Source organism: Streptomyces sp. NPDC101776 (assembly GCF_044766845.1).
In the GTDB taxonomy this organism is placed as follows: domain Bacteria; phylum Actinomycetota; class Actinomycetes; order Streptomycetales; family Streptomycetaceae; genus Streptomyces.
The window spans coordinates 329,932-356,854 of the sequence record NZ_JBIWMV010000004.1; the positions used below are offsets into that span (position 1 = coordinate 329,932).

Here is a 26,923-nt window from a genome sequence, read left to right on the forward strand (position 1 = left end):
GGAGGTGTGTGAGCTGGTGTGAATACGGACGCGTAATCAGGGGTGTGCGGTCCGTTAAGGGAGTCTGTGCGCCGCTTGTACACCTGGGTCGTTGCAAACGTCATCGCAGGCAACTCGCGTACGTCAGGAAATCGACGCCGTCCGCGTACGGCCGCGATGCTCCGGATGTTCCACGTGAAACATCGCCGCGGGGCGGGAGACTCTCAAGTCTCCCGCCCCGCGGCGATGTTGGAAGAGTGTCGGCCGTCAGCGGTGGTCGTCGTTCTCCGCGGCCTCGTCCTCGGCCTGCTTGGCCTCGACCTCGGGGTCGAGCACGGCCTGGGCGCTGCCGTCCACCGAGGTGAGATGCCCCGGCTCGGGCACCTCGGTCGCGGCGGGCGGTTCGACCAGCCAGTCCGGGTTGGCCTGCTTGTCCCACCACTTCCAGGCGGCGAAAGCGCCGCCCGCCAGGATGCCCAGCACCGCCAGCCCCTTCGCTAGGCGGCCGGCCCTCGCCCGCCGCTCGTGCTTGCGGACCAGCTTCTGGATGTCCTTGGACGAGACCTGGCCGCGCAGTGCGGCGAGCGCGGCCGCACCGCGTGCGGCGGCCTCGTCCTTGACCGGGCCCGCGGCGGCGACCGCCTGCTCGATCCTGGGCCGTGAGTACTCGGCGGCCTGCTGGGCGGCCTTGCGGGTACGGACGGCGGCCTCCTGGGCGGCCTGGTCGACCTTCGGCGGTACATGGGTGCGGGCCTGTTCCAGGCGCGGCACGACATGGGCGCCGTACTGGACGCGGGCCTGGTCCGCGGCCAGCGACACCTTGGGCGCGAGTCGTACGCGTGCCTCATGGGCGTAGTACGAGGCCCTGTCCTTGGCCGTGTCGGCGTAGGGCGCCACCACTTCCGCGGCGTGCAGCACGCTGTCCTTCGCCGATCCGGTCGCGGAGCGCACGCTGTCGATGCGGGTCACGGGTTCCTCCTCCTCGGTGGCGTACGGTTCTTCGTCTATCCACCCAATTACGGATCATGCCTGTCGGCGGGCTACCGGGCATGTGAGGGCGGGCATCCGGGTCACGATCACGTGCAATACGGATGAATCCGGGGGAACGGGAGCTTGTCGTCGACAATGCCACGGATCCCCGGCCGGTGCCCCTGTCCCGGACTCACTCGGCCGGTTTTCTGCCAGTGGATCCTGTGGAAAGGCCCCGGGAGAAGGTCGTCGGACGACGCGGCGCGGTGAGCGTGCGAGGATCTGTGAGGTCACCGGAAGACAACGGAAGGCAGCCCGTGGCTGAGCAGCTTTACGCCACCCTGAAGACGAACCTTGGCGACATCGAAGTCCGGCTGCTGCCGAACCACGCGCCCAAGACGGTCAAGAACTTTGTCGAGCTCGCCACAGGTGAGCGCGAGTGGACCAACCCCAAGACCGGTGTGAAGTCCGCGGAGAAGCTCTATGACGGCACGGTCTTCCACCGGGTGATCAGCGGCTTCATGATTCAGGGCGGGGACCCGCTGGGCAACGGCACGGGCGGCCCCGGCTACCAGTTCGATGACGAGTTCCACCCGGACCTCCGCTTCGACAAGCCCTATCTGCTGGCCATGGCCAACGCCGGGCCGGGCACCAACGGCTCGCAGTTCTTCGTCACCGTCTCCCCGACGGCCTGGCTGACCCGCAAGCACACGATCTTCGGTGAGGTCACCGACGCGGCGAGTCAGAAGGTCGTGGACACCATCGCGGGCACGAAGACCAACCCGCGCACCGACCGCCCGGTCGAGGACGTCGTCATCGAGTCGGTCGTCGTCGAGACCCGCAAGATCTGAGGGTCGGCACCGGTACTTACCGACGGGAACCAAACGCCCCGTTCATCCGTAAGGATGGGCGGGGCGGTGCATTGCGTACGAAGGATTGAGGGGACCCCATGGAACAGGCGCCAGGCAGCCCGCAGGGCCCGGAGGAACAGCGGCCCCAGGATGCCCAGAGCCTGCCGGGCTGTTATCGCCACCCGGACCGGGAGACCGGCGTCCGCTGCACCCGCTGCGAGCGCCCGATCTGCCCCGAGTGCATGGTCAGCGCCTCCGTCGGTTTCCAGTGCCCCGAGTGCGTGCGCGACGGCTCCGGCACGGGTCACACCCCGACCGCCGCCCAGCCCCGCACGATCGCCGGCGGCACGGTGGCGGCGGATCCACGGCTCGCCACCAAGATCCTGATCGGTCTCTGCGTCGCCTTCTACCTGGTCCAGCAGGTGGTGGGCGACAGCTTCACCGAGCGCCTCGAACTCCTCGGCCAGGCGTACGTCCCGCAGTTCGGCTCCGTCGAGGGCATCGCCGAGGGCCAGCCGTACCGGCTGCTGACCGCGATGTTCCTGCACGCCAGCGTGATCCACATCCTCTTCAACATGATGAGCCTGTGGTGGATCGGCGGTCCGCTGGAGGCGGCACTCGGCCGAGCCCGCTATCTGGCGCTCTACTTCGTCTCGGGCCTCGCGGGCAGCGCGCTCACCTACCTGATCGCCGCCCCGAACCAGCCCTCGCTCGGTGCCTCCGGTGCCATCTTCGGGCTCTTCGGCGCGACCGCCGTCCTGATGCGCCGGCTCCGGTACGACATGCGGCCGGTCATCGCCTTGCTGGTGATCAACCTCATCTTCACCTTCGGCTGGGCCAACATCGCCTGGCAGGCCCACATCGGCGGCCTGGTGGCCGGTGTGATCACCGGGTACGCGATGGTCCACGCCCCGCGCGAGCGGCGGGCCCTGATCCAGTACGGCACCTGTGCGGTCGTCCTGGTCGTCGTCGTGGTGTTGACGCTGATCAGGACGGCTCAGCTCAGCTGATATCAAACCGTTGTCCACAGCGTGTGCCGGATCTTGTGCATATCGTGGGGGAACAGCTGTGCCCCCTGTCGCTGACCCGTGTTTGTGCAGGTCAGGCAGGGGGCGAACAGGCTTGCGGTGGCCGGTGTGTCAGTCACACCAGCGTCAACACCCGGTGGGTTATCCACAGATCTTCGTTCTTTTTCCCCAGGCCTGCTGTGGATACTTCTCTGGCCTGTGGATAACTCAGCGGAAAGCCGTGGGCAGAGCTGCGTTCACCGAGCGGTGGCCGCAGCTTCGACCGCTGGTCAGGCCGCTACTTCCACTGTGTGGAGACGCCGAACCCGGCGGCGATGAAGCCGAAGCCCACCACGATGTTCCAGTTGTCCAGGCTGTCGATGGGCATGGAGCCGTCGGTGACGTAGAAGACGACGATCCAGGCCAGTCCGATCACGAACATGGCCAGCATGACCGGAGCGACCCAGGCACGGCTGTTCAACTTGATGGCGGTCGCCGTCTTCGCCGGCGGCGGCGTGTAGTCGGCCTTCTTGCGGATACGTGACTTCGGCACGAGGGTCTCTCCTGTCGATGCGCTGCGTGGCCGCGCAGGGAACTGGGGCGGGCTCCGGGGCAGTGTCCACGGGGCCGTGGAAAGGGGGCCAGCGTGCTCCCCCGGGCGTCCGTTAGCGTAGTGCTTCCGCGGCGCCGAAGGAGATAAGGGTACGTTGAGCAATTCTGCCGACTCCCCCGGGACGGGTACCAGTCCCGCCCGTATCCGCCGTTTCCGTCCCGTGCGGATTCTCACGGTGGCCGTCTTCGCCCTCGCGGGGCTCATCTTCTTCACCAGTTTCAACACGGCCAAGGGCACCAACATCCGCACGGACGCCTCCTTGCTGAAGCTGTCCGACCTCATCCAGACCCGCAGCCAGAAGAACGGCCGGCTGAACGACGCCAACGGGGTCCTGCGCGACGAGGTCGACTCCCTCCGAAAGGAGGACGACGCCGGCACGGGCGCCGACGACAAGAAGCTCACGGCACTGGAGAAGACCGCGGGCGCGCAGCGGCTCAAGGGCAAGGCCGTCACCGTCACCCTCAACGACGCCCCACCCAACGCCACGGCCAAGCTTCCCGGCTACCCCGAGCCGCAGCCCGACTACCTGGTCATCCACCAGCAGGACCTCCAGGCGGTCGTGAACGCCCTGTGGCAGGGCGGCGCCAAGGGCATCAAGGTCATGGACCAGCGGCTGATCTCGACCAGCGCCGTGCGCTGCGTGGGCAACACCCTGATCCTCCAGGGCCGGGTCTACTCACCGCCGTACAAGATCACGGCCGTAGGGGATCCGGGGAAGCTCCAGCAGGCGCTGACGGCGTCCAAGGCGATTCAGAACTACATGGTGTACGTCGACGTCTACGGGCTCGGGTGGAAAGTGACCGACGACGGGACGGTGACTCTTCCCGGGTACTCGGGCACAGTGGATCTGCACTACGCGAAGCCAGTGGAGTAGGCGTCCGTACGGGAGCTGCCGGTGCGCGTGATCGTCAGAAGCGTCAGCGAACTCTGCATCACCGTAGGCACCCTGATCGTCCTCTTCGTGGTCTACGTCCTCTTCTGGACCGGCGTGAAGGCCGACCACACGATGAGCGACCAGATCCACCAGTTGCAGGACCAGTGGTCGCGGCAGACCGCGCGCCCGAAGGCGGCCCCCACCCCCACCCCCACCCCCTCCGCGCCGCCGAAACCGGCCGCCTACAAGGACGGCAGGCCCTTCGCGATCATGTACATCCCGCGGCTTGGTTTCACGTGGAACAAGCCGGTTCTCGAAGACACCGACGTGAGCACCCTCAAGAAGGGGCTGGGGCACTACGCCGGCACCGCGCGGCTCGGGCAGGTCGGGAACTTCGCGGTGGCCGGGCACCGGCGGACGTACGGCAACCCCTTCGTGAACTTTCCGAAGCTGCGCGAGGGTGACGCGGTGGTGCTGACGGACGGGACCACCTGGTTCACGTATCGGATCGACAAAGGGCCTTACAAAACAGTGCCCACCGACATTGAGGTGATCGATCCTGTGCCACGTAAGTCCGGGTACACGGCTTCGGGCCGCTATCTCACGCTGACCACGTGCGATCCGGAGTGGGGGCACAGCCACCGGCTGATCGTCTGGGCCCATCTCGACTCCACACAGCCCGTGGAGGCCGGGAGACCAGCCGCGCTGCGCCGTTAGTCTGGTGACGTACGGCGTGAGTCTGGTGCCGTGGCGCGACGGAAGGGACGGCATGTACGGCTGGATCTGGCGGCATCTGCCGGGGAACGCGTGGGTGAGGGCGCTGATTTCGCTTGTCCTGGCCCTGGCCGTCGTCTACATCCTCTTCCAGTACGTCTTCCCGTGGGCCGAACCGCTGCTGCCCTTCAACGATGTGACGGTGGACAACCAGTGAGCGCACGGATTCTCGTCGTCGACAACTACGACAGCTTCGTCTTCAACCTGGTCCAGTACCTGTACCAGCTGGGCGCCGAGTGCGAGGTGCTGCGCAACGACGAGGTGTCGACCGCGCACGCCCAGGACGGCTTCGACGGCGTCCTCCTCTCGCCCGGCCCCGGAACCCCCGAGGAGGCCGGAATCTGCATCGAGATGGTGCGGCACTGCGCCTCGACCGGGGTCCCCGTCTTCGGCGTCTGCCTCGGCATGCAGTCGATGCAGGTGGCCTACGGCGGAGTCGTGGACCGCGCCCCCGAACTGCTGCACGGCAAGACCTCGCTCGTCGAGCACGCGGGCAAGGGCGTCTTCGCCGGACTGCCCTCGCCCTTCACGGCGACCCGCTACCACTCGCTGGCGGCCGAGCCGGGCACGGTCCCGGCCGAGCTCGAAGTCACCGCCCGGACGCACGACGGCATCATCATGGGCCTGCGCCACCGCGAACTGCCCGTCGAGGGCGTCCAGTTCCACCCGGAGTCGGTGCTCACCGAGCACGGGCACCGGATGCTGGCGAACTGGCTGGTGGAGTGCGGCGACCAGGGTGCCGTGGCGAGGTCGGTGGGGCTCGCCCCGGTGGTGGGCAGGGCCACGGCGTGACCGCGCTGCGCCCCGAGCGCGAGTCCGAGGCCCCGTACGGGGAGCAGGCGTACGGGGAGCAGGGCGGGTTCGACCAGTGGCACGGCGCACAGGCACAGAGCGCGCCCGGGGTGCCGTACGGTCCGATCGACGAAGAGACCGTCGCGCTGCGGATAGCCGACCTCTCGCCGGAGCGGACGGGCCACGGCAGGTCCATATCGGCGTCTGACGCCTCATCTGCCTCCTCCGCCACAGCAACCCCCGCCGGTGGCCGTGCGGCCCGCAGAAAGGCCGCCAAGGGGCGGCACGGGCGTCATGGGGCCGGTGGGGCGGCCGAGGAGTCCGCGGAGAGTGCCGAGAACGCCCCGCCGGGTGCGGGCGCGCCCCTCTCGCGCGTCGAGGCGCGGCGGCGGCAGCGGGCGAACAAGCCGGGGCCCGCCGTTGTCGCGAGCCGGGCCATCGGCGAGGTGTTCATCACCACCGGTGTGCTGATGCTGCTGTTCGTCACCTACCAGTTGTGGTGGACGAACGTACGGGCGCACGCGCAGGCCGGCAGCGAGGCGAGCCAGCTCCAGAACGACTGGGCGAGCGGGAAGCGCGCCCCGGGGGAGTTCTCGCCGGGGCAGGGCTTCGCCATCCTGCACATCCCCAAGCTGGACGTGGTCGCGCCGATCGCCGAGGGCGTCAGCAACAAGAAGGTGCTCGACAAGGGGATGGTCGGGCACTACAGCGAGGGCACCCTCAAGACCGCGATGCCGGACGCGAAGACCGGCAACTTCGCGCTCGCCGCGCACCGCAACACCCATGGCGAACCGTTCCGGTACATCAACCAGCTCAAGCCGGGCGACGAGGTCGTGGTGGAGACCCAGGACACCTACTACGTCTACAAGATGACGAAGACGCTGCCTGTGACGGCGCCGAGCAACACCACTGTCATCGACCCCATCCCCAAGGGCTCGGGTTTCACCAAACCCGGCCGCTACATCACGCTGACGACCTGTACGCCGGAGTTCACGAGCAAGTACCGGCTGATCGTCTGGGGCAAGATGGTCGAGGAACGGCCGCGCAGCAAGGGCAAGCCGGATGCGCTCATCGAGTAGGGGCAGATGAACGTGGCAGCGACCACCGACGACACCGCAGAGCAGACCGACACGCCCGCCTCCCCGCCGGACCGCCCGCGCGGCGCCGGCCCGGTCGCGACGGCGGTCAGCGTCTTCGGTGAACTCCTCATCACGGCGGGCCTGATCCTCGGGTTGTTCGTCGTCTACTCCCTGTGGTGGACCAACGTCGTCGCCGACCGCACGGCCGACAAGCAGGGCGACAAGGTCAGGAACAACTGGTCCAAGGACAAGGACAGCGGTCCGGGCGCGCTCGACACCAAGGACGGCATCGGCTTCCTGCACGTGCCCGCCATGAAGAACGGCGAGGTGCTGGTCGAGAAGGGCACCGAGACGAGCGTCCTGAACGACGGCGTCGCCGGCTACTACACCGACCCCGTCAAGGCCGCCCTCCCCACCACCGGCAAGAACGGCAACTTCACCCTCGCCGCCCACCGCGACGGCCACGGCGCCAAGTTCCACAACATCGACAAGCTCGAGAAGGGCGACCCGATCGTCTTCGAGACGAAGGACGAGTGGTACGTCTACAAGGTCTACGACATCCTTCCCGAGACCTCGAAGTACAACGTCAAGACCCTCGCCCAGATCCCCGTGGAGTCCGGCAGGAAGAAGGCCGGCCACTACATCACGCTGACGACCTGCACGCCGGTGTACACGTCCCGGTACCGGTACGTGGTGTGGGGCGAGCTGGTCCGCGTCGACAAGGTGGACAGCGCGCGCACACCGCCGAAGGAGCTCCGCTGACGGCGGGGTCGTAGCGCATCGTCCGTGACGCACCGCACGTACGAAAGAGCCCCGGCACCCTCCACAGGGTGCCGGGGCTCTGTCATGCCGTGCGGTGCGCCGCCTATCCGGAGTTGCCCCCGAAGAAGCCGCCGCCGCCGTTGTTGTTGCCGTTGCCGGTGCCCACGCTGGTGAGGGTGATCTGCGTGTTGCCGGGGTCGTTCACCTGGTTGCCCGAGCCCGGGTCCTGCTGGGTGACGATCGCGTTGTCGCCCTGATCGCTGTTGTCGGCGAACTGGATGTTGGTGAAGCCGTTCTGCTGGAGGATCGTCTTGGCGTTCGCCACCGTCTGGCCGACGACGTTCGGGACCTGGGTCTGGGAGACCTTGCCGATCTGGATGTTGACCGACGAGTTCTTGTCGACCTGTGTCCCGGCGGTGGGCGAGGTCGCGACGACCTTGCCGTTCAGGTTCGTGTCGGTGGTCGCCACCTCGGTGCAGTTGCCGACGAGGTTGTTCTGCTGCATCTGCGCCTTGGCGTCGTCACAGCTCTTGCCGCTGACGTCCGGGACCGTGGACTTCTCCTCGGCCTTCGCGACGGTCAGGGTGATGACGGTGCCCTTCTGGACCTCAGCGCCGAGGGCGGGGTCCTGCTCCAGGACCGTGCCGGGGTCCTCGCCGGACACCTTCTCCTTCTTCTCCACCTTGAACTGGTACTTGTCGCCGGTGAGCGTCTCGGAGGCGTCGTCGAAGCTCTGGCCGACGACACTCGGTACGACGACCTTCGGGGCGCCGGTCGAGACGACCAGGTTGATGGTGTCGCCCTTGTTGACGTCGGTGTTCGGCTTCGGGTCCTGGGAGCAGACGCTGCCCTTCGGCGCGTTCCCGCAGGCCTTGCGAGTGGGCTCGGCCAGCTTCAGGCCGGAGTTGACCGCCATCGTCTTGGCGGTGTCGTAGGTCTGGCCGACGAAGTTCGGCGCCGCGAACGGCTTGTCCGTGTTCCCGCTGAACGCCCACTTCCCGATCAGGATCGCGCCCACCAGGACCAGCACCGCCGCCACGACCAGCAGGATCGTCGAGGTGTTCGACTTCTTCTTCTGCTGCTGGCGTCGGCGGTCGGGGCGGTCGTCGTAGCCGAAGCCGCCGTCGTCCGGGTTCATGGGGGGCAGCATCGTCGTGGCGCCGGCACCCGCGTCCGAGCGCAGGGCCGTGGTCGCCTGGTCGTCGCCGTAACCGCCGTAGCCGACCGAACCCAGCGCCGCCGTCGCCGCGACCGGCTGACCGTCGAGGCAGGCCTCGATGTCGATGCGCATGTCGTCGGCGGACTGGTAGCGGTAGTTGGGGTCCTTGACCAGGGCCCGCAGGACGATCGCGTCCATCTCGGGCGTGATCTCGGGGTCGAAGACCGACGGCGGCTGCGGTTCCTCCCGTACGTGCTGGTACGCGACCGCGACCGGGGAGTCGCCCACGAACGGCGGCCGCACGGTCAGGAGTTCGTAGAGGAGGCAGCCCGTCGAGTAGAGGTCCGAGCGGGCGTCGACCTGCTCGCCCTTGGCCTGCTCCGGGGAGAGATACTGGGCGGTGCCGATGACCGCGGACGTCTGCGTCATCGTCATCCCGGAGTCGCCCATCGCACGGGCGATGCCGAAGTCCATCACCTTGACCTGGCCGGTGCGCGTCAGCATGACGTTGGCCGGCTTGATGTCGCGGTGCACGATGCCGGCCCGGTGTGAGTACTCCAGGGCCTGGAGGATGCCGATGGTCATCTCCAGCGTGCGCTCCGGCAGCAGCTTGCGGCCGCTGTGGAGGAGCTCACGGAGGGTGGAACCGTCGACGTACTCCATGACGATGTACGGGATCGAGACCCCGTCGACGTAGTCCTCGCCCGTGTCGTAGACCGCGACGATCGCGGGATGGTTGAGCGAGGCGGCCGACTGGGCCTCCCGGCGGAACCGGGCCTGGAAGGAAGGGTCGCGCGCAAGGTCGACGCGCAGCGTCTTCACCGCCACCGTGCGGCCGAGGCGTGTGTCATGGGCGAGGTAGACCTCCGCCATGCCACCACGGCCGAGCACGTGGCCCAGCTCGTACCGGCCGCCGAGGCGACGCGGCTCTTCCATAGCTTCCTACCAGCCCTCTCCGTCGGTCCCGACCCGCACGGACGTGCGGTCGGAGGCTAGCCGTCCGGGCCTACCGTACCCGGCTGGCTCTGTGTGACCTGGCCAAGCCCGTCACCCGATACAGGACCGGTATCCCAACGTGCACCGATGTGAAGGGGACGTGAGCGGGGTCACTTCTTGCTGTCGATGACCGCCTCCATCACGCTCTTCGCGATGGGGGCCGCGAGACCGCCGCCGGAGATGTCGTCACGGTTGGCGCCGGAGTCCTCGATGACCACGGCCACGGCCACCGGCGAACTGCCGTCGGCGAGCTTGGCGTAGGAGAGGAACCAGGCGTACGGGTTCTCGCTGTTGTCGACACCGTGCTGGGCGGTACCGGTCTTGCCGCCGACGGTGACGCCCTGGATCTTCGCGTTGGTGCCGGTGCCCTTCTCGACGACCGTCTCCATCATCGACTGCAGGATCTGCGCGTTCTTCGAGGAGAGCGGCTGGCTCAGCTCCTGCGGCTCGGTCTGCGCGATGGTGTCGACGTTCGAGGACTGGAGCTTGTCGACCATGTACGGCTTCATCAGCTTGCCGTCGTTGGCGACCGCGGAAGCGACCATGGCCATCTGCAGCGGGGTCGCCGCGGTGTTGAACTGGCCGATCGAGGAGAGCGCGGTCTGCGAGGAGTTCATGTCGTCGGAGAAGACCGAGGCGCTGGAGCGGATCGGGGTGAACTGCTCGGAGTCGAAGCCGAACTTCTTGGCCTCGTCCAGCATCTTGTCGTTGCCGAGGTCCGAGCCGATCTTGCCGAAGACGGTGTTGCAGGAGTACTGCAGCGCGACGCGCATGGTCGCGTTCTTGCAGGGGATGTTGCCCTCGTTCTTCAGCTCGGTCGTGGTGCCCTTCATGATGTAGGGCAGCGGCGAGTCGGTCGCCGTGTCGGCGGACGAGTACAGGTTGTTCTCCAGCGCCGCGGCCGCGGTGACCACCTTGAAGGTGGAGCCCGGCGGGTAGGTCTCGCGCAGCGCCCGGTTGAGCATCGGGTCGTTCGGGTCGACCTTCTTCTGGAGCTTCTGCCAGGCCTTGGAGTCCGTGGAGGTGGAGTTCCCGGCGAACGACGAGGGGTCGTACGACGGGTAGGAGGCCAGCGCCAGGATCTTGCCGGTGGACGGGTCGAGCGCGACGACCGCGCCCTTGCCGCCCTGCTTCGTCAGACCGCTCCACGCGGCCTTCTGCGCGGCCGCGTTGAGGGTGGTGACGACATCGCCGCCCGACTTCTGCTTGCCGGTGATCATGTCGAGGGTGTTGCGGAAGAAGAGCCGGTCGTCGGTGCCGGAGAGGATGCCGTCCTCGATGGACTCCAGCTGGTTGGCGCCGAAGGCCTGCGAGGCGTATCCCGTGACCGGCGCCCACATCGCGCCGTTCTTGTACGTGCGCTTGTACTTCAGGTCGTTCAGCCCGGAGGTGCTGGTCTGGGTGGAGCCGGTGATCGGACTGCCGTCGACGATGATGTCGCCGCGCGGGGTGGAGTAGCGCGCGATGGTGACCCGGCGGTTCTTCGGGTCGTCCTTGAGGCTGTCGGTCTTGACGTACTGGAGCCAGTTGTCGCGCAACAGCAGGGTGAGGACCAGGAGGCCGCAGAAGAGCGCGATCCGGCGCAGGGGCTTGTTCATGACGGGCGGACCACCTGGGTCATCTCGGCGTCGGGACTGGGTGCGGGCGCGGGGGCCGGCCGGCGGGCGGTGTCGCTGATGCGGATCAGGATGCCGATGAGGGCCCAGTTGGCCAGCACGGAGGAACCGCCATAGGCCATGAACGGCATGGTCATACCGGTCAGCGGGATGAGGCCCATGACACCGCCGGCCACCACGAAGACCTGGAGCGCGAAGGCGCCGGAGAGGCCGACGGCGAGCAGCTTGCCGAACGGGTCGCGGGCCGCCAGCGCGGTGCGTACGCCGCGCTCCACGATCAGGCCGTAGATCAGCAGGATCGCCATGATGCCGGCCAGGCCCAGCTCCTCGCCGAAGGTGGCGAGGATGAAGTCGGAGTTGGCGGCGAACCGGATCAGGTCGGAGTGGCCCTGGCCGAGTCCGCTGCCGAGGGTGCCGCCGGAGCCGAAGGCCCACAGCGCCTGCATCGACTGCTCGGAGTGGCCGGCCGCGCCCGCCTGGCTGAGCTTGTACTCCTTCATCGGGTCCAGCCAGGCCTGGACACGCTGCTGGACGTGCGGTTCGAACGTGGCCACACCGACCGCGCCGGCCGCGGACATCAGCAGACCGAAGACGATCCAGCTGGTCCGCTCGGTGGCGACGTACAGCATGATGATGAACATTCCGAAGAACAGCAGCGAGGTGCCGAGGTCCGTCTCGAAGACCAGGATCAGGATCGAGATGAACCAGACGACCAGGATCGGGCCGAGGTCGCGGCCGCGCGGCAGGTACAGGCCCATGAAGCGGCGGCTGGCCAGGGCGAGCGCGTCGCGCTTCACCATCAGGTAGCCGGCGAAGAAGACGGCGAGGGCGATCTTCGCGAACTCACCGGGCTGCAGCGAGCCGAGACCGGGGATCTTGATCCAGATCTTGGCGCCGTAGATGTTGGCCCCGAGGCCGGGCACCAGCGGCAGCAGGAGCAGCACCAGGGCCGCGAACATCGAGATGTACGTGTAGCGCTGCAGGACGCGGTGGTCCTTGAGGAAGATCAGCACGACGACGAAGAACGCGATGCCCAGCGCGGTGTACAGCAGTTGCCGCGGGGCCGCGTTGCCCGCCTGGTTGATGGACTGAAGCAGCTTCGACTGGTCCAGCCGCCAGATGACGACGAGTCCCAGGCCGTTGAGCAGCGTGGCCAGCGGCAGCAGCAGCGGGTCCGCGTAGGGCGCGAACTTGCGCACGCCCAGATGCGCGACGCCGGCCAGCAGGCCGAGGCCCAGGCCGTAACTCAGCAGCCCGGTCGGCACCTTGTCGTCGATGGCCAGGCCCACGTTGGCGTAGGCGAAGACCGGGATGACGACCGCGAACAGCAGCAGCGCCAGCTCGGTGTTGCGCCGGCTCGGTGCGCCGATGGAGCCGATCGTGGACGTGTGGTGCGACGGCGTGTTGGTAGAACTGCTCATCGTGTGACGGGGCCTCTCACGGCTTGCCTGTTACTTGCTGCACTGCGAGACGACCTGCTGCTCTTCCTCCGAAAGGCTGGGACCGGGGCTGGGAGTCGCAGACGGGGTCGGGGTCGGTGACGGTGACGTCGAGGTCGAAGCCGAGGAAGACGGCTTCGGCGTGGCCTTGGACGTGAGGGAGGTGCTCGTGGTTCCCGTGGTGCCACCGGGCTTGGCGGCCGCGGTCTCGCGCTGGGACTCCTTCTTGCACGCGGAGGCCTGCACCCCCAGATCGGCGATCTTCTTCTGGGCGTCCTGGAGACCGCCCTCGGCGATCGTCGCCTTGACCTGCTTCTGCTGGTACGGCGGCAGGTACTTGAGTTCGATGTCGGGGTGGTCCTTCTCCACCTTCGACAGCGAGACCCAGGCGAGGTCCTGGCTGATGCCCCGGTACAGCGCCACGTGCTCGCCGTTGGCGCCGACGAAGTACTGCGTCTGCGTCCAGCGCCAACCGCCGTACAGGCCACCGCCGATGACGGCGAGCGCGAGCACGCTGTAGAAGGATCTCTTGAACCACTTGCGGCCCTTGGAGGGCTTCACGAAGTCGTCGTCGGAGTAGTCCCCGAAGCTGTCCGAGGGGACGTAACCGGTGGTGTCGCCGGAGCCGGGCGGGCCGAACTCGCCACCGCCGCCGCCCTGTCCGGGCACCTGGCGGCCGAGCCCGGAGGCGCGTCCCGCCGGGGTCTGCATGATGTTGGTGTCGTGCTGGTGGAGCTGGTTCTCGGCGACCGCGCCGACGATCACCGGGGTGTCCGAGAGCTGCGCGGCGAGGGTGTCGCCGGTGTCGAGGTCCAGGACGTCGGCGATGATCACCGTGATGTTGTCGGGGCCGCCGCCGCGCAGCGCGAGCTGGATCAGCTCCTGCACGGTCTCCTGGGGGCCCTGGTAGCTGGCGAGGGTGTCCTCCATCGTCTGGTGGGAGACGACTCCGGACAGCCCGTCGGAACAGATCAAGTACCGGTCGCCTGCCCGGACTTCACGGATCGACAGGTCCGGCTCGACATGGTCGCCGCTGCCGAGCGCGCGCATGAGGAGGGCACGCTGCGGGTGCGTGGTGGCCTCTTCCTCGGTGATCCGGCCCTCGTCGACCAGCCGCTGCACCCATGTGTGGTCCTGGGTGATCTGGGTCAGCACGCCGTCGCGCAGCAGGTAGGCGCGGGAGTCGCCGACATGGACGAGGCCGAGCCGCTGCCCGGTCCACAGCAGGGCGGTGAGCGTGGTGCCCATGCCCTCCAGCTGTGGATCCTCCTCGACCATCATCCGCAACTGGTCGTTGGCCCGCTGCACGGCGGTGCCGAGCGAGGTGAGGATGTCGGAGCCCGGCACGTCGTCGTCGAGCGAGACGATGGTCGAGATCACCTCGGAGGAGGCGACCTCGCCCGCGGCCTGGCCGCCCATCCCGTCGGCGATCGCGAGGAGACGTGGACCGGCGTAGCCGGAGTCCTCGTTGCCCTCGCGGATCATGCCTTTGTGCGATCCGGCGGCGAAGCGCAGTGACAGACTCATGCGCACCTCGCCCGTCGGCTCCGGGTACATCCGCACGGTGCCCACCCTCCGGTCGGGAGCGCGCCGGGGTCCGCCAGACGGTCCGCCGCTGCGTGCTCGCTCCGCTCGCTCATTTTCGTACTACTTCCGCAGCTCGATGACGGTCTTGCCGATGCGGATCGGCGCGCCCAGCGGAATCGGTGTGGGGGTCGTCAGCCGGGACCGGTCCAGGTACGTGCCGTTCGTGGATCCGAGGTCCTCGACGATCCACTGGCCGTCGCGGTCCGGGTAGATCCTGGCATGGCGGCTGGAGGCGTAGTCGTCGTCCAGCACGATCGTCGAATCGTGCGCCCGGCCCAGAGTGATGGTCTGGCCCTGGAGCGCGACGGTGGTGCCGGTGAGAATTCCCTCACTGACGACGAGTTTGGTGGGGGCGTTACGGCGCTGCCGGCCGCCCCCGCTCGGCTGTTGCTGGCGCTGCTGCGGAGGCGCCGCCTGCCGGGCGGCCTGCTGCTGCGGTCGTCCGGCTTCCCGTCGCGAGCCGCGCTGTGTGACACGCGTTCCGAACAGGTCGCTGCGGATGACCTGCACGGCCACGATCACGAACAGCCACAGTACGGCCAGAAAACCCAGCCGCATGACCGTGAGGGTCAGCTCTGACATTGCCCCCGCTTCACCCTTCGGCTTGCCGGTAAATGATGGTGGTGCTGCCCACGACGATCCGCGAGCCGTCGCGGAGCGTAGCGCGGGTGGTGTGCTGCCCGTCCACCACGATGCCGTTGGTGGACCCGAGATCCTGGATCACCGAGGGCGTTCCGGTCCGGATCTCACAGTGCCGGCGGGATACGCCGGGGTCGTCGATCCGCACGTCGGCCTCGGTGCTGCGGCCCATCACCAGCGTCGAGCGGGAGATCTGATGGCGGGCGCCGTTGATCTCCACCCAGTACCGCATCCGCGCGCCTGCCGCCGGGGCGGCGGGCGCGGGCTGGAGGTACGGCGCCGAGCCGCGGCCGCCGGGCGGCGGTGCGGCCGGCATGGGCGGGGCGCTCGCGGGGGCGGCGGCGGGCGGATAGCCGTACCCGCCGGCCCGTCCCGCGGCCGGCGGTGCCGCCGGAGCGGGGGTGCCGGGAGCCTGCTGGTTGGTGGAGGAGGCGAGCGTACGGCTGCGCACCCGGTACAGACCGGTGTCGAGGTCGTCCGCCTTCTCCAGGTGGACCTTGATGGGTCCCATGAAGGTGTAGCGCTGCTGCTTGGCGTAGTCGCGCACCATCCCGGCGAGTTCGTCACCGAGCTGGCCGGAGTAGGGGCTGAGCCGCTCGAAGTCCGGCGTGCTCAGCTCCACGATGAAGTCGTTGGGTACGACGGTCCGGTCGCGGTTCCAGATCGTCGCGTTGTTGTCGCACTCCCGCTGGAGCGCGCCGGCGATCTCGACGGGCTGGACCTCGGACTTGAACACCTTGGCGAAGGTGCCGTTGACCAGACCTTCGAGGCGTTGCTCGAACTTCTTCAGGACTCCCATGGGGCACCTCCTCCGTCGTCGCCGCACTGGCTGTCGTACCGACCGCCGTGCCGGCTGTCGTGGTGATTGTCGTGCTGACTGCCTTGGTACTGCTTACTGATCGTATCCACGCGCCGGTAAATCGGCTGGTTCCCCCTTGTCGGCCCGTCGAACTCCTTCGGCACTACTTCCTGTCGCTACTCCTGCCCAGGATCGTAGAGGGGGCCGCAGGCAAGTGTCCCGCACCTGACTGTGGACCTTGCCCCCCTCCTGGGGAGATGGCGGTTACCGGTACGAGGTTGATACGTGAACCGGTCCACGTTGATACGTGGTGAGGGGGGTGGGGTGTTCGGTGGGGGTGGCGTGGAGGTGGCGTGGGGTGGGGCGGGGCGCTGCTGGGAGGGGGTGGGTGGGGCTGCGTGGGGGTCGGTGGGGTGGTGGCGTGGGCTGGTGGGGGTGGCGGGGAGGTGGCGGGCGGCGCCGGACGCGGAGTGAGGGCCTGATGGGGGCCTCGTGCGGGGCGTTCCGCTCGGGGAACGGGGGGTCCTGCCCAGGGGGAAGGGATGTGAATCCACCCCGTGCACCGTGCTAATCTTCTGCATGTCGGAAGGCGCCAGCCCCCTGGGGGAAGGGCCTGAGGACACACCCAATGCGCGGGTGGCGGAATAGGCAGACGCGCTGGATTCAGGTTCCAGTGCCCGAAAGGGCGTGGGGGTTCAACTCCCCCCTCGCGCACAGAGAAACCGACGAAACGGGCTCTCACCAGTGATGGAAGTCACGGTGAGAGTCCGTTTCTCGTTGGTGTGCCGGGCTACTGCCCAGGCGAGGACGTGGCAGGGCCCCGACGGTGAGGTATCTCACGGTCGGGGCCCTGCTGTCATCCACTCCTGCGCAGGTGGCCCGAGGCAAGGGATGCCGTCCGGCTGAGCTGGCGGACACGTACAGGGGCAGCCGGTAAGGGAGACAGACGTGGTGCAGGGACTGGTCCATGAGGGCTTGCAGGTGGGCTGGTGGTCCACCCACACCCTTGAGCAGGATTTTCTCTCACGCCGCTCGGCCCTGCGACGCCTATCCGGTCCGCTCTTCGGCGCCGCCTTTGCGCGCGATCCGGACTCCGATGCGCTTGCCGCGCAGACATTTCCGCAGGCCGGCGTGGTCGTAGGCTTTGTCTGCGTGGAGGCGCTGGAGCTTGAAGCGGCGGCCTCGGTAGAGGCTTGTCTCGTTTGGTGACCCTCGATGCGTGGGCTGCGGCCCTTCGCTGTCGTGGGTTTCACCAGCTGAGATGCCGACGAGGAAGGGCAGTCCGTTCGCGTCCGACAGGGCGTGCGCCTTGGAGCCCGGCCTGCCTCGGTCCACGGGGCTCGGACCTGTGTGTTCGCCCCTTTTGGCCCTGCCATCGGCGGCGTCGAGGACGGTGCGGGTGACGTCGATGAGGCCGGCGTCGTCGAGGCGGTGCAGCACGGCTTCGTGCAGGGCCCCAGACGCCGGCTCTCGACCAGATCAGAACCGGCGGTGTGCGGTCGACTTGGACATAGCGAAACATGGCGGCAGAGCTCGCCAGGCGCGGTCGCCGAACAGGACGTAGACGATGGCGGCGAGCGGCGTCTCATCAGACGTGTTCGGCGTTTCGTCGCCCTGCGGCCGCACTCTCGACGGCGGGACCAGAGGCTTCGCGATCTCTCACAGTCCGTCCGGAACAATCCAACTCCACGTACCTCACCCCATGACCAGTCCACGAATGATCACCACGTAAGGCACCGTCTTATGGGTGGAGTCGGCCGGAAAGGATCTCCATGAAGAGTTCGACCCGTGAGCCGTGGCCCGTGCGTGAGAACAGTGGCGACAGTCGGCCCTCGATGCTCTTCTCGCTGGTCCGGGGGACCATGGCAATCAGGCAGCGGGCTTAGAAATAGTGCCTGCGGCCACCGATCTTGCGACCGCTCGCCCCGAGGATCCAGAGGACCGCGCCGACCACGACGAGTACACCGCCCACGGTGGTCAACAGCGATATACCGACCAGCAGGCCGATGATGAGCAGGATGGCGCCAAGGACAATCATTTCGGTTCCGATCTTCAGGTTCTTCGGTTTGGGTGAGAGCCCGGTCGACCGCGTTGTCGGCGGCTGCCGGATCTCTCTCGTGTCACCTCCGAGTGCCCCGGTTTCCGCCGCCCACGCCCACCCAGGTCGCCACCCCCACCTCGCATCCAGAACGGAGGGGAACCGACGTCGCCTGCCGGCCGCCCGGTTCGGCACCTTCTCTCGTTCAACCTCTCGTTCAACGCCGGCCGCGCACCTGGAGCCCGACCGATGTCCGCTGTGCACGGTGACGACGACGCAGGTCAGGAGCCGATCCATCAGGTCCGTCAGGTTCATCGACGCCACGGCCTGGGACCGCAGGTCAGAGGAAGCGTCGGATCGGCACGACGGCCGTCTCCTTGGCGCGCTGGAGCAGTGCGCGCCGCTTCCACCGTCCGGGGCTGATGAGTTCGCTGTGTTCGAGGTCTTCCGTGAAGTGACGGTCCAGCGTCGCGGTGAACGCGGGATCCAGTACGGCGAGCATGACCTCTTCGTCGTGATCGAGGGAGCGGCGGTTGAAGTTCGTCGAGCCGATGAGCGCCGTGGCTCCGTCGACGGTGACGACCTTGGTGTGGAGCATGGTCGGCTGGTACTGGAAGATCTTCACCCCGCACGCGGTGAGGTCCTCGTAGTAGCGCTGGCCCGCGAGTTGGCAGACCCGCTTGTCGGTGTGCGGGCCCGGCAGCAGGATCTGCACGTCGACCCCGCGGCGGGCCGCCGCGCACAACAGCTCGATGAAGTAGGCGTCGGGGGCGAAGTAGGCGGTGGCCAGCCGGAGTCTCTCCTCCGCCGTCTCGATCACCACGCGGAACAGGGTCTGCATGTCCTGCCAGCCGAAACTGGCCGAGCCCCGCACAACCTGCACCACGGCATCGCCCTGCGGGGTGTGGTCGGTGAACCGGTCGCGGTCGTCGAAGAGTTCGTCATGGCACTCGGCCCAGTTCTGGGCGAAGGCGGCGGCCAGCCCGTCCACGGCGGGCCCGCGTACCTCGACATGCGTGTCGCGCCACTCGTCCGGGTTGCGGGCGTCGCCGCACCATTCCTGGGCGATTCCGACACCGCCGGTGAAGGCCGTCTCCTCGTCGACGACGAGGACCTTGCGGTGACAGCGGTGGTTCTGCTTCAGCGGAGACAGATACAGCGGCTTGCGGAACCAGGCCACCTGCACACCGGCCCGCTCCATCGCCTCCAGCTGGTCCTTCTCGATGAGCCGGCTCCCGAAGCCGTCCAACAGCAGCCGTACGCGCACTCCTTCACGCGCGCGCTCCGCCAGCGCGTCGGCGAACCGCTGGGCGATCTCCCCCGTCCAGTACACGAACGTCATCATGTCGACGGTGTGCCGTGCGGACCGGATCCGGCCCAGCATGGCGCCGAAGATCTCGTCCCCGTTGCGCAACGGGAGCAGCGCGTTGCCTTCCGTCGCAGCGATCCCTATCAGCCGCTCCAACTTGCGTCTCGTACGGCGGGCCCGTTCGTCGAGGACCCCGCTGCGGTCCTCCGCGCCACCGGACCCGGGCAAACCGAATGAACCGGCGGTCCCGGTCGTCCCGTTGGATGCTTCGGGTGCGTTCTGCGTGTGTGCCATGGCTGCACCTTCCTGGACAGCGGGTCGGAAGACAAAGCAGAGCCGGTGTCGGGATGGCCCCGTCCTTCGGGGGCATTCGGTACGGCATGGCTACTGGATCGGCAACGGCACGCGGACGCGGCCAGGCCCAACGTGCGGCAAACAGCAAAGCGGTCGCGGCGGCGGCCCGTGCGGGCTTCGTCGCCCGCGGGGTCATCTACGTACTGATCGGTGTCCTCTCCCTGCGGATCGCCTTCTCCGGAGGGGGCGAGCAGGCCGACCGGGGCGGTGCGATCGCGGAGATCGCCCAAAAGCCCTTCGGAACCGTCCTGTTGTGGCTGCTCGGGATCGCCCTGGCCGGGATGGCCCTGTGGCGGCTGTCCGAGGCCGCCTTCGGACAGGCGGGCCCCGACGGCGACAAGCCGGGCAAGAGGGCGATGGCCGCGGGCCGTTCCGTCTTCTACGGCTTCGTCGCGTACTCCGTGCTCTCCTACGCGGCCGGGGACAAGAGCAGCGGCAGCGGCAGCTCCGACAAGAACTCCCAGGACGTCACGGCGAAGGCGCTGGACTGGCCCGGTGGGCAGTGGATCGTAGGCATCGCCGGTGCCGCGGTGACCGGGGCCGGCGTATGGATCGCCGTCCGGGCCATCATGCGCAAGTTCGAGAAGCACCTCAAGATGGCGGAGATGTCCCAGAGGACGCGTCAAGTCGTCGCCTTCTTCGGTGTGTTCGGCGGTACGGCCCGCGGCGTCGTCTTCGCCACGGCGGGCGGCTTCGCCATCGCGGCGGCCGTCCAGCACAAGCCCGGCAAGGCCAAGGGCATGGACAACACCCTGCGGACGTTCGCCGACACCCCCGCGGGCCCCTGGCTGCTGGCGCTGATAGCCGTCGGCCTCATCGCCTTCGGAATCTTCTCCTGGGCCAACGCGCGCTGGCGCGACGTCTGACCGAGGGAAGAACGCGGCACACCCACCACAGCAGGACGACTGCACTGGACGCCTTGTCGAAAACCCGGGCGCTTCCGCTTTCCCACCTCACCCCGACCGGGCGCTCGCCACACCGGTCCGCGGACAGCATCGGACGAGGAGCACACCCTGATCGCGCACGCTGTGCGGCTCCCCAGCCGCGTGGAGTGTGTGGGCGAAGGCTCGGAGGGCAGACGGTCAAAGCGATGGATATCAAACGCGAGGTATCTGGCCAGGGCGCCCGTCCGGAAATCGCTCCGGACGAGGCCGAGACGGTCGCTGCACCGGTCGACGGGGCGGTGGCTCGATCCGTGTCACCCGTGTCACCCGTGTCACCCGTGCCGCCCAACGCGGCCGCGGCACGTGATGTGATCGCCGAGCTGCTGACATCACGCTGCTGCGGTCCGGAGGGACAGAGACCGGCGGACACAGCGGTGACCGACGCCCTGCTGGTGACTTCCGAGCTGGTGACCAACGCGATTCGCCACGGCGGTGGCATCACCGAATTCGCAGCTGAAATCACTGACGAGGGACTGTACATCGCCGTCGGTGACGCGAGCACGCGCCCACCAGTGATCCCTGACAAAGAAGAAACACAAACGATGCGGGTGGGCGGCTACGGCTGGCGCCTGGTGCGCCGCCTTGCCTCGAAGGTCTCCGTGGCTTTCCACTCCAGGGGCAAACACATTACCGCGCTGGTCCCCCTCGCGTGAGCCGACCGACTGTCGAATTCCCTTCCTGTGTTGATGTGTGGGATTTCGGATGACGGGCACACGCCTTTCCGAGAGACCGTATACGAATGTTAATGGGCGCCAATTCCCTGCGCAGTCGCAGCTGTTGAGCGTGAAATATATCTCTATGAAGGAGCAGTTTTATGAGTGACAACATCTGGGGCTACCAGCCGACCTCCGGTCACACCGCGGGGGCCGATCTGACCGGCTACAAGGTTGAGGCCACGGACGGCGGCATCGGCAAGGTCGACAAGCACTCGGACGACGTCGACTCCTCGTATCTGGTGGTCGACACCGGCGTCTGGATCTTCGGCAAGCACGTTCTGCTGCCGGCCGGCACCGTGAGCTCCATCGATCAGGCCGAACAGAAGATCTACGTCAGCCTCACCAAGGACCAGATCAAGAACTCCCCGGAGTTCGACAAGGACAAGCATGTCGGTGACGCGGGCTACCACGAGCAGGTGGGTGGCTACTACACCGACCACCGCGGCATCTGACACCTCAGCCCGAACCCGCACGAGTGGGGGCCGACCGCAGAACATCGCGGTCGGCCCCCACCTGTGCGCGAGGCCGCAGCCTTGGAACGGCCCGAATTACCGAGTCCCCGGATACCGCGATATCTCAGGCCGCGGGGCTTCGCCCGAGTCCGCTTCGGCCTGCCGGGGTCAGGACGTTGTGCAGTCCGGCAAGCCCGGTGACCAGCGCCAGGCGGTCGTCCTGGGGCATTGCCTCGATGGCCGAGGTCAGCATCGCTTCGCGCTCGGTGCGAATCTGTTCCAGGTGGTGCTTGCCGGCTGTGGTCAGACGCAGAGTGACTTCGCGCCCGCTGTCGGGGCTGGGCAGGCGCTCGATGAATCCGGCGGCCTGAAGGCGGTCGCAGAGCCGGCTGACGGAGGGCGGGGCGGCACGCAGGAGTTTGCCGAGCGCCCGCATGCGTATGCCGTCGTCGCGGTCCACGAGGTACATCAGGCGCAGCTGAGATGTGGACACCGAGGTCGTGGTGACGGTGCCGCGTGCGTGTTCCCACAGCAGGTCGAGCAGTTCGGCGACGTCACTCGCCGAGGGCGTCGCGTCCCCTGCGAGCCGCTGGGTGTCGAAGTCTCGTGGTGGCATGGCCTCCCCGTCGGCGTGCCCCGCCCCTGTTCCGCGATGGTGAGCGCGGTCCGGGTCAGGCGCTGCTGTCCGGTCCGGTGGGGCGGGCCGGTATGGCTTCCTCCGTGTCCGCCCGCGAGTCTCCCGAGCCGGAGGTCTCACGCTCGGCCCTGTCGGGGAAGGCCGTGAGGTATTCCAAGCTACCCGTGATCGTGAGGAGCCGGTTCAACTCCGGGGTGCGCTCTTCGAGGTGGAGGAGCACCCCCGCTTCGTCGGTACGGCGCCGGATCATCAGCAGGGTCGAGAGCCCCATCGAGTCGACGCAGCCCAGTCCCGCACAGCCCAGGTGCAGGTCACGCAGGCCCGGACGGGCGGCCAACCTACCGGTGACGGTCTCAAGGAAGGCGTCGGCGTTGTCGTAGTCGAGGTCGCCGTGCAGGTCTATGCGCACCGTGGTCTCGGTGTCGACGGCCGTCAGGCGCAGGTGACTTGAGGGGAGATTGTTCACGGGTGGTTCCTGGCGGAGGCGGAGGGGACGGAGTTTGTGGCGGCGAGCCGGCTGGTGGCGTCGTGGAGCATGCGGGTGGCCCGCGCGAAGTCCTTGAGCTCGCCGGCCAGGAGGTGCAATGCGGGCGGCAGGCTGTTCGCGGGCACGCCGCGTGCGGTGAGGATGGAGGCGGTCCAGGTGATGAACCCGGTGAACAGGTCGACGTCGTCGAGGTAGAGGGCGGTGGCGAGGAAGTCCACGATGTGCGCCAGGTCCTCGGCGGTGTGTTCGCGCTCCGGGTCGCTGTACTGCCGCATCGCGGGGAAAGCCGCTTCCAGCCCGTGCAGCACCGATCGCACGAGACGGGTGCCCGTGCGGGTGACCATCGTGTATTCCTGGTCGTCCAGGTGCGGCAGGTCGTCGATCGTCTGGTGGCCGCTCCCCGGCCGCGGCAGCGGGTCGTTCTGGATCCGGTCGGCCGCCGAGCGCGCGTCGGCGCCCCAGGCATCCGCGCCCAGCAGCCGGGCGTAGCGGCCGTCGGGTCCGAAGGCGGCACCGCCGACCAGGACGGGCACTCCCACGGCCTGACAGGCGGTGATCGTGGCGTGCGCGGTGGGCAGCCTGGTCGCGATGGAGCTGGAGAGCGCGACCAGTTCGGGTCCGGTGCGGTGCAGATGCGCGATGAGGTGCGGTGTGGGGACCTGGGCACCCAGGTAGTCGACCTGCCAGCCGCGCAGTTTCAGCACCTCGGCCAGCAGACGAGCGGGCAGCGCGTGCCATTCCCCGTCCACACAGGCCACCGTGATCCGCCCGCGGCCGGTGGTCGTGCGCGCGGCCGGGTGGACGGAGAGCGCCGCGACGGCACGGTCGTTGATGGCGGTCGCCGCGTGCTCCTGCGCGACGCTCATCCGGTTGGCGGCCCATTCCTCACCGACCCTGGCCTGGACCGGGGCGATCACGTCGAGCAGCACGCTCTCCGGCGCGAGCCCGTCGTCAACAGCCCGCAGGACAAGCCCGGTTGCCGTGTACTCGTCCCCGGCGAAGACGGCTTCCCACAGTCCCGTCACCAGACACGTCATGTCCGAGGGCGTGGTGAGGAAATCGGTGCTCATGCGGTGAACCTGCCCCGAGTACGGCCGTTCACCGCACTGAGATGGTGGCTGCGCGGCGCGGAGACCACCACGACGGCCATGTCGTCGTGCTGCCCCCTGCCGACCCACTGCGCGGCGAGCATCTGGATGTGGTCGACGATGCTCTCGGCGGGCATGCCTGCGCACCCGGCAAGGGCGCGCCGCAGACGTTCCTCGCTGAACATGGTGTCGCCCAGCGGGCCGCCGCGGGCCTCGGTGATCCCGTCCGTGTACAGCACGCACGTCTCGCCCGGCGCGAGGACGAGATCGGCGGTCTCGGCATGGACGTCGGGAATGGCCCCCACCAGGGTGCCCCTGGTGTCGGCCTCCTCCACCGTGCCGTCGCTGCGGACGATCAGCGGAGGCGGGTGGCCCGCGCTCGTCACCCGCATCCGCACCGAACGGCCCTCCCGTACGGCGGAGGCCAGAACCATGGTGGCGAAGCGGGTGTGGTGGGAGTTCAGCAGCGCCATGTTCAGCAGTCTGAGCATGCGCTGGTGGTCGTCGGCGAGGGGAAGCAGAGCGTGCAGGGTGTTGCGGATCTTTCCGGTCAGCACGGCGGCTTCCAGCCCCTTGCCGCACACGTCTCCCAGCACGACAAGTGACGGGTCGCCCTCGGTGATCGCCGGGTGGACGTCGTAGAAGTCCCCGCCGATTCTCTGGTGGTCCTCCGAGGGACGGTAGCCGCCCGCGAAGTCCACCCCGGACACCTGGTGGAGCGGGGGTGGGAGCAACTCGCGCATCAGGACATCGGCGATGGCCGACTGGTCCGCGTACAGCCGGGCCGCCGACATCGCGGCCCCGGCCCGTGCGGCGAACAGCCGGGCGAAGATCTCCTCCTCCTCGGTGAACACGGCGCTGCTCGAACGGCGCAGGAGAATCAGCGCTCCGGCCGGTACACCGTGCCCGGGCAAGGGTGTGATCACCATCGAACCGACGAGTCCGAAGTTCTCCGGCACGACCCAGTCCGGCGCCGCGGACGGGTCGACCCAGCGGGTGGGGACGGGAGGGAAACCCTGTAACGCCTCTCCGAGGCCCGGCACGTCGTTCGGATCGACGCTCTGGTACGAGGCGGCCGGACTCTCACCGCGCAGGCAGGTCACGACCGGCAACCGGGTTCCGCGGAGCGGGGCGACGACGAGGGCCGCGTCGGCGAGGTGTTCGGCCGCCAACTGCGCGGCGACGTCCATGCACCGGTCCAGGTTCAGGGAGGAGAGCAACAGGTTGGACGCCCTGCCCAGGAACGCGGTCCGCTCACGCTCCACCCGCAGGGCTTCCTGGACCAGGCGGTGATCGGTGGCATCGACCAGCCACCACAGCACCGTGCCGCCGTCCTGAACCGTGGGACACGCCTCGAAGACCCGCTCGTCCACCTCGCCCGACACCGCGAGGGACCGGTCCCCGCCGGCCTGGCGGGGAACACGCAAGGCCGCGTGCGCCGACGACAGCCATGCCGGGACGGCATCCGCCATCACGGCCCCGGGCCGCGCCCGGGGCAGAAGCGCCCCGGCCGCCTCGTTGACCAGGACGAGCGTGCCCTGGAGATCAGCCACCAGTACCGGATAGGGGGCCTTGCTCCACAGGGATCCGGACTGTTCGCCGATGTCGCTTTCCGCGTTGGTGGGAGTCACCAAATGTCGAGGATCCGCTGGGCGAACCCCTCACCTCATACCCTCATAGGAAACGTTGCCGTCCGGCAACCATCTCCCATCCCCTACCCCCTGGCAACCAGCCCATTCCGAAATCACCGGCCGCCGGGCCGTGTTCACTCCGGCTTCGCAGCGTCAGAGTGAAACAAGCCACAAGAGACCTGCCCAAGAACTTTGCATGATCTGCGCAACCCGGGGAATGCGCTGCTCGCACCGCATCTGAATACGGCGGAAGGGGAGATCGCAATGACGGAGACGGTGGAACTGGCGGGTTCGCCGACAGCCACGGAAGCGGAGGAACTGCCGTGGATCGAGGACGCCGGAGATGTCGCGCCGCGTGACGCTCGGGCTCTCTCCAAGGTGTTCTTCGACCAGTTGCAGGTTCTGGAGGAGGGGACGCGGGAGTACCAGTACGCGCGCAACACCCTGATCGAGATGAACCTCTCCCTGGTGAAGTTCGCAGCACGCCGCTTCCGCAACCGGGGCAACGGTGACATGGAGGACATCGTCCAGGTCGGCACCATAGGGCTGATCAAGGCGATCGACCGGTTCGACCTGTCCCGCGAGGTCGAGTTCACCTCCTTCGCCATCCCGTACATCGTCGGCGAGATCAAGCGCTTCTTCCGCGACACCAGCTGGGCCGTCCACGTCCCGCGCCGACTGCAGGAACTGCGTACCGAGATAGCCAGGTGCAAGGAGACGTTCGCCCTCGACGCGGACCGCGAACCCACGGTGAAGGAACTCGCCGAGCGACTGGAACTGAGCGAGGAAGAGGTTGTCGAGGGGCTGATCGCGTCCAACGGCTACACCGCGGGCTCACTCGACACACCCACCAACACGGCCGAAAACACCGGGAGTTCGGAGAGCGCCGGCCTCGCCGACTTCCTCGGCTCCGAGGACCCTGAGCTCGAGAAGGTCGAGAACCTGCACGCGCTCGCACCGCTGATGCGCACCCTGGACGAGCGCGAGCGCCTCATCATCGACATGCGCTTCGGCCTGGAGATGACCCAGGCCCAGATCGGCGCCGAACTCGACGTCTCCCAGATGCACGTCTCCCGGCTCCTGTCGAAAATCCTGCGCAAGCTCCGCGCCGGCATGGCCGACGAAGACAGCGCAACCGCTCCGTAAACGCTCTGAACGACATGAAGCGGGGCCATCCATAGGCGTGGAGGGCCCCGCTTCGCGGACCGCGAAGTCGAGTACGCCCTGCCCGTGGCCGCGCCGACGAAGAACAGCGGCTTCAGCGGGGCAGGGGTGGTCCAGAGGGTGGGGGGGCGCGACCGACGGGGCCCGAGCCGATGACGAGGCGAATCC

26 protein-coding genes, 1 tRNA gene and 1 pseudogene are annotated in these 26,923 nt (G+C 68.1%); 13 read left to right on the plus strand and 15 right to left on the minus strand.

Going from position 1 to position 26,923, the window contains the following annotated elements; translation table 11 throughout:
- Positions 1 to 246: 246 nt before the first annotated feature.
- On the minus strand, positions 247 to 948 hold the full coding sequence (locus ACIRRY_RS16730) for a DUF5324 family protein (RefSeq protein WP_403972893.1): 702 nt from the start codon (positions 946 to 948) through the stop codon (positions 247 to 249).
- A 317-nt stretch (positions 949 to 1,265) separates the two neighbouring features.
- Between ACIRRY_RS16730 and ACIRRY_RS16735 the strand changes: the two genes are divergently transcribed.
- Together ACIRRY_RS16735 and ACIRRY_RS16740 are read left to right on the plus strand one after the other, a co-directional pair.
- Positions 1,266 to 1,799 (plus strand): peptidylprolyl isomerase, encoded by a 534-nt coding sequence (locus ACIRRY_RS16735; RefSeq protein ID WP_403972895.1) that lies wholly within the window; start codon positions 1,266 to 1,268, stop codon positions 1,797 to 1,799.
- Positions 1,800 to 1,897: 98 nt separating this feature from the next.
- A complete protein-coding gene (locus ACIRRY_RS16740; protein WP_403972897.1) occupies positions 1,898 to 2,809 on the plus strand; it encodes a rhomboid family intramembrane serine protease in 912 nt (303 codons plus the stop codon).
- Positions 2,810 to 3,104: 295 nt separating this feature from the next.
- On the opposite strand, the gene crgA is transcribed toward ACIRRY_RS16740, so the two are convergent.
- Positions 3,105 to 3,359 carry a cell division protein CrgA gene (crgA, locus tag ACIRRY_RS16745; protein ID WP_019073554.1) on the minus strand — a complete coding sequence of 85 codons (255 nt, stop codon included), beginning with the start codon at positions 3,357 to 3,359 and terminating at the stop codon, positions 3,105 to 3,107.
- Positions 3,360 to 3,513: 154 nt separating this feature from the next.
- On the opposite strand from crgA, the gene ACIRRY_RS16750 reads away from it, so the two are divergent.
- Genes ACIRRY_RS16750 through ACIRRY_RS16775 form a run of 6 tightly spaced genes read left to right on the plus strand, consistent with a single transcriptional unit; the run spans position 3,514 to position 7,700 of the window.
- Entirely contained in the window at positions 3,514 to 4,293 is a 780-nt protein-coding gene (locus ACIRRY_RS16750; RefSeq protein WP_403972900.1) for a DUF881 domain-containing protein, read from the plus strand.
- A 21-nt stretch (positions 4,294 to 4,314) separates the two neighbouring features.
- Positions 4,315 to 5,010 (plus strand): class E sortase, encoded by a 696-nt coding sequence (locus ACIRRY_RS16755; RefSeq protein WP_403972902.1) that lies wholly within the window; start codon positions 4,315 to 4,317, stop codon positions 5,008 to 5,010.
- Between the two features lie 4 nt (positions 5,011 to 5,014).
- The gene (locus ACIRRY_RS16760) at positions 5,015 to 5,224 is read left to right on the plus strand and encodes a hypothetical protein (protein ID WP_329253767.1); all 210 of its coding nucleotides are present in this window, start codon (positions 5,015 to 5,017) and stop codon (positions 5,222 to 5,224) included.
- On the plus strand, positions 5,221 to 5,859 hold the full coding sequence (locus tag ACIRRY_RS16765) for an aminodeoxychorismate/anthranilate synthase component II (RefSeq protein ID WP_403972905.1): 639 nt from the start codon (positions 5,221 to 5,223) through the stop codon (positions 5,857 to 5,859). The genes ACIRRY_RS16760 and ACIRRY_RS16765 overlap by 4 nt, the downstream gene beginning before the upstream one ends.
- Entirely contained in the window at positions 5,856 to 6,938 is a 1,083-nt protein-coding gene (locus tag ACIRRY_RS16770) for a class E sortase (protein WP_403972907.1), read from the plus strand. The genes ACIRRY_RS16765 and ACIRRY_RS16770 overlap by 4 nt, the downstream gene beginning before the upstream one ends.
- A 6-nt stretch (positions 6,939 to 6,944) precedes the next feature.
- Positions 6,945 to 7,700 (plus strand): class E sortase, encoded by a 756-nt coding sequence (locus ACIRRY_RS16775; protein WP_403972909.1) that lies wholly within the window; start codon positions 6,945 to 6,947, stop codon positions 7,698 to 7,700.
- A 103-nt stretch (positions 7,701 to 7,803) separates the two neighbouring features.
- Here the strand turns inward: ACIRRY_RS16775 and pknB are convergent, their stop codons facing one another.
- From pknB to ACIRRY_RS16805, 6 genes are all read right to left on the minus strand, one after another.
- Positions 7,804 to 9,795, minus strand: a complete 1,992-nt coding sequence (gene pknB, locus ACIRRY_RS16780) for a Stk1 family PASTA domain-containing Ser/Thr kinase (RefSeq protein WP_403972912.1) — start codon at positions 9,793 to 9,795, stop codon at positions 7,804 to 7,806.
- Between the two features lie 170 nt (positions 9,796 to 9,965).
- Positions 9,966 to 11,453, minus strand: a complete 1,488-nt coding sequence (locus tag ACIRRY_RS16785; protein WP_403972915.1) for a peptidoglycan D,D-transpeptidase FtsI family protein — start codon at positions 11,451 to 11,453, stop codon at positions 9,966 to 9,968.
- Positions 11,450 to 12,892, minus strand: coding sequence for an FtsW/RodA/SpoVE family cell cycle protein (locus tag ACIRRY_RS16790; protein WP_403972917.1), 1,443 nt, complete (start codon positions 12,890 to 12,892; stop codon positions 11,450 to 11,452). Before ACIRRY_RS16790 ends, ACIRRY_RS16785 begins: the two co-directional genes overlap by 4 nt.
- Positions 12,893 to 12,922: 30 nt before the next feature.
- Positions 12,923 to 14,467: a Stp1/IreP family PP2C-type Ser/Thr phosphatase gene (locus ACIRRY_RS16795; RefSeq protein WP_403973610.1), complete on the minus strand. Its 1,545-nt coding sequence runs from the start codon at positions 14,465 to 14,467 to the stop codon at positions 12,923 to 12,925.
- 90 nt (positions 14,468 to 14,557) lie between these two features.
- Positions 14,558 to 15,079 carry an FHA domain-containing protein gene (locus ACIRRY_RS16800; protein WP_384158059.1) on the minus strand — a complete coding sequence of 174 codons (522 nt, stop codon included), beginning with the start codon at positions 15,077 to 15,079 and terminating at the stop codon, positions 14,558 to 14,560.
- Between the two features lie 10 nt (positions 15,080 to 15,089).
- Positions 15,090 to 15,935, minus strand: coding sequence for an FhaA domain-containing protein (locus ACIRRY_RS16805; protein ID WP_403972919.1), 846 nt, complete (start codon positions 15,933 to 15,935; stop codon positions 15,090 to 15,092).
- A gap of 630 nt (positions 15,936 to 16,565) precedes the next feature.
- Between ACIRRY_RS16805 and ACIRRY_RS16810 the strand changes: the two genes are divergently transcribed.
- Positions 16,566 to 16,649: transfer RNA gene (locus ACIRRY_RS16810), tRNA-Leu, on the plus strand.
- A gap of 336 nt (positions 16,650 to 16,985) precedes the next feature.
- Here the strand turns inward: ACIRRY_RS16810 and ACIRRY_RS16815 are convergent.
- The 3 genes and pseudogenes from ACIRRY_RS16815 to ACIRRY_RS16825 form a co-directional block, all read right to left on the minus strand.
- A pseudogene (locus tag ACIRRY_RS16815) lies at positions 16,986 to 17,591 on the minus strand (transposase); the annotation flags it as partial.
- A gap of 226 nt (positions 17,592 to 17,817) precedes the next feature.
- Entirely contained in the window at positions 17,818 to 17,973 is a 156-nt protein-coding gene (locus ACIRRY_RS16820; RefSeq protein WP_403972921.1) for a hypothetical protein, read from the minus strand.
- A gap of 340 nt (positions 17,974 to 18,313) precedes the next feature.
- A complete protein-coding gene (locus ACIRRY_RS16825) occupies positions 18,314 to 19,576 on the minus strand; it encodes a phosphatidylserine/phosphatidylglycerophosphate/cardiolipin synthase family protein (protein ID WP_403972923.1) in 1,263 nt (420 codons plus the stop codon).
- Between the two features lie 86 nt (positions 19,577 to 19,662).
- On the opposite strand from ACIRRY_RS16825, the gene ACIRRY_RS16830 reads away from it, so the two are divergent.
- The 3 genes from ACIRRY_RS16830 (at position 19,663) to ACIRRY_RS16840 (ending at position 21,748) form a co-directional block, all read left to right on the plus strand.
- Positions 19,663 to 20,502: a DUF1206 domain-containing protein gene (locus tag ACIRRY_RS16830; RefSeq protein WP_403972925.1), complete on the plus strand. Its 840-nt coding sequence runs from the start codon at positions 19,663 to 19,665 to the stop codon at positions 20,500 to 20,502.
- Positions 20,503 to 20,726: 224 nt separating this feature from the next.
- Positions 20,727 to 21,233, plus strand: coding sequence for an ATP-binding protein (locus ACIRRY_RS16835; RefSeq protein ID WP_403972927.1), 507 nt, complete (start codon positions 20,727 to 20,729; stop codon positions 21,231 to 21,233).
- Positions 21,234 to 21,394: 161 nt separating this feature from the next.
- Positions 21,395 to 21,748: a PRC-barrel domain containing protein gene (locus ACIRRY_RS16840; protein ID WP_403972929.1), complete on the plus strand. Its 354-nt coding sequence runs from the start codon at positions 21,395 to 21,397 to the stop codon at positions 21,746 to 21,748.
- A 124-nt stretch (positions 21,749 to 21,872) separates the two neighbouring features.
- On the opposite strand, the gene ACIRRY_RS16845 is transcribed toward ACIRRY_RS16840, so the two are convergent.
- Genes ACIRRY_RS16845 through ACIRRY_RS16860 form a run of 4 tightly spaced genes read right to left on the minus strand, consistent with a single transcriptional unit; the run spans position 21,873 to position 25,513 of the window.
- Positions 21,873 to 22,364 carry a MarR family winged helix-turn-helix transcriptional regulator gene (locus ACIRRY_RS16845; RefSeq protein WP_403972931.1) on the minus strand — a complete coding sequence of 164 codons (492 nt, stop codon included), beginning with the start codon at positions 22,362 to 22,364 and terminating at the stop codon, positions 21,873 to 21,875.
- Between the two features lie 55 nt (positions 22,365 to 22,419).
- A complete protein-coding gene (locus ACIRRY_RS16850; RefSeq protein ID WP_403972932.1) occupies positions 22,420 to 22,851 on the minus strand; it encodes an STAS domain-containing protein in 432 nt (143 codons plus the stop codon).
- Positions 22,848 to 23,942: a B12-binding domain-containing protein gene (locus ACIRRY_RS16855; protein WP_403972934.1), complete on the minus strand. Its 1,095-nt coding sequence runs from the start codon at positions 23,940 to 23,942 to the stop codon at positions 22,848 to 22,850. The genes ACIRRY_RS16850 and ACIRRY_RS16855 overlap by 4 nt, the downstream gene beginning before the upstream one ends.
- Positions 23,939 to 25,513, minus strand: coding sequence for a PP2C family protein-serine/threonine phosphatase (locus tag ACIRRY_RS16860; RefSeq protein ID WP_403973612.1), 1,575 nt, complete (start codon positions 25,511 to 25,513; stop codon positions 23,939 to 23,941). The genes ACIRRY_RS16855 and ACIRRY_RS16860 overlap by 4 nt, the downstream gene beginning before the upstream one ends.
- Positions 25,514 to 25,855: 342 nt before the next feature.
- On the opposite strand from ACIRRY_RS16860, the gene ACIRRY_RS16865 reads away from it, so the two are divergent.
- The gene (locus tag ACIRRY_RS16865; protein ID WP_403972935.1) at positions 25,856 to 26,737 is read left to right on the plus strand and encodes a SigB/SigF/SigG family RNA polymerase sigma factor; all 882 of its coding nucleotides are present in this window, start codon (positions 25,856 to 25,858) and stop codon (positions 26,735 to 26,737) included.
- The last annotated feature ends 186 nt before the right edge of the window (positions 26,738 to 26,923 follow it).

Bases quoted from the DNA above. Each gene is read 5' to 3' on its own strand.
- ACIRRY_RS16865 (WP_403972935.1), top strand. From the start codon at position 25,856: ATGACGGAGACGGTGGAACTGGCGGGTTCGCCGACAGCCACGGAAGCG.
- ACIRRY_RS16740 (WP_403972897.1), top strand. From the start codon at position 1,898: ATGGAACAGGCGCCAGGCAGCCCGCAGGGCCCGGAGGAACAGCGGCCC.
- ACIRRY_RS16840 (WP_403972929.1), top strand. From the start codon at position 21,395: ATGAGTGACAACATCTGGGGCTACCAGCCGACCTCCGGTCACACCGCG.
- ACIRRY_RS16825 (WP_403972923.1), bottom strand. From the start codon at position 19,576: ATGGCACACACGCAGAACGCACCCGAAGCATCCAACGGGACGACCGGG.
- ACIRRY_RS16800 (WP_384158059.1), bottom strand. From the start codon at position 15,079: ATGTCAGAGCTGACCCTCACGGTCATGCGGCTGGGTTTTCTGGCCGTA.
- ACIRRY_RS16775 (WP_403972909.1), top strand. From the start codon at position 6,945: ATGAACGTGGCAGCGACCACCGACGACACCGCAGAGCAGACCGACACG.
- ACIRRY_RS16805 (WP_403972919.1), bottom strand. From the start codon at position 15,935: ATGGGAGTCCTGAAGAAGTTCGAGCAACGCCTCGAAGGTCTGGTCAAC.
- ACIRRY_RS16795 (WP_403973610.1), bottom strand. From the start codon at position 14,467: ATGTACCCGGAGCCGACGGGCGAGGTGCGCATGAGTCTGTCACTGCGC.
- ACIRRY_RS16855 (WP_403972934.1), bottom strand. From the start codon at position 23,942: ATGAGCACCGATTTCCTCACCACGCCCTCGGACATGACGTGTCTGGTG.
- ACIRRY_RS16835 (WP_403972927.1), top strand. From the start codon at position 20,727: ATGGATATCAAACGCGAGGTATCTGGCCAGGGCGCCCGTCCGGAAATC.
- ACIRRY_RS16820 (WP_403972921.1), bottom strand. From the start codon at position 17,973: ATGATTGTCCTTGGCGCCATCCTGCTCATCATCGGCCTGCTGGTCGGT.
- ACIRRY_RS16790 (WP_403972917.1), bottom strand. From the start codon at position 12,892: ATGAGCAGTTCTACCAACACGCCGTCGCACCACACGTCCACGATCGGC.
- pknB (WP_403972912.1), bottom strand. From the start codon at position 9,795: ATGGAAGAGCCGCGTCGCCTCGGCGGCCGGTACGAGCTGGGCCACGTG.
- ACIRRY_RS16845 (WP_403972931.1), bottom strand. From the start codon at position 22,364: ATGCCACCACGAGACTTCGACACCCAGCGGCTCGCAGGGGACGCGACG.
- ACIRRY_RS16785 (WP_403972915.1), bottom strand. From the start codon at position 11,453: ATGAACAAGCCCCTGCGCCGGATCGCGCTCTTCTGCGGCCTCCTGGTC.
- ACIRRY_RS16830 (WP_403972925.1), top strand. From the start codon at position 19,663: ATGGCTACTGGATCGGCAACGGCACGCGGACGCGGCCAGGCCCAACGT.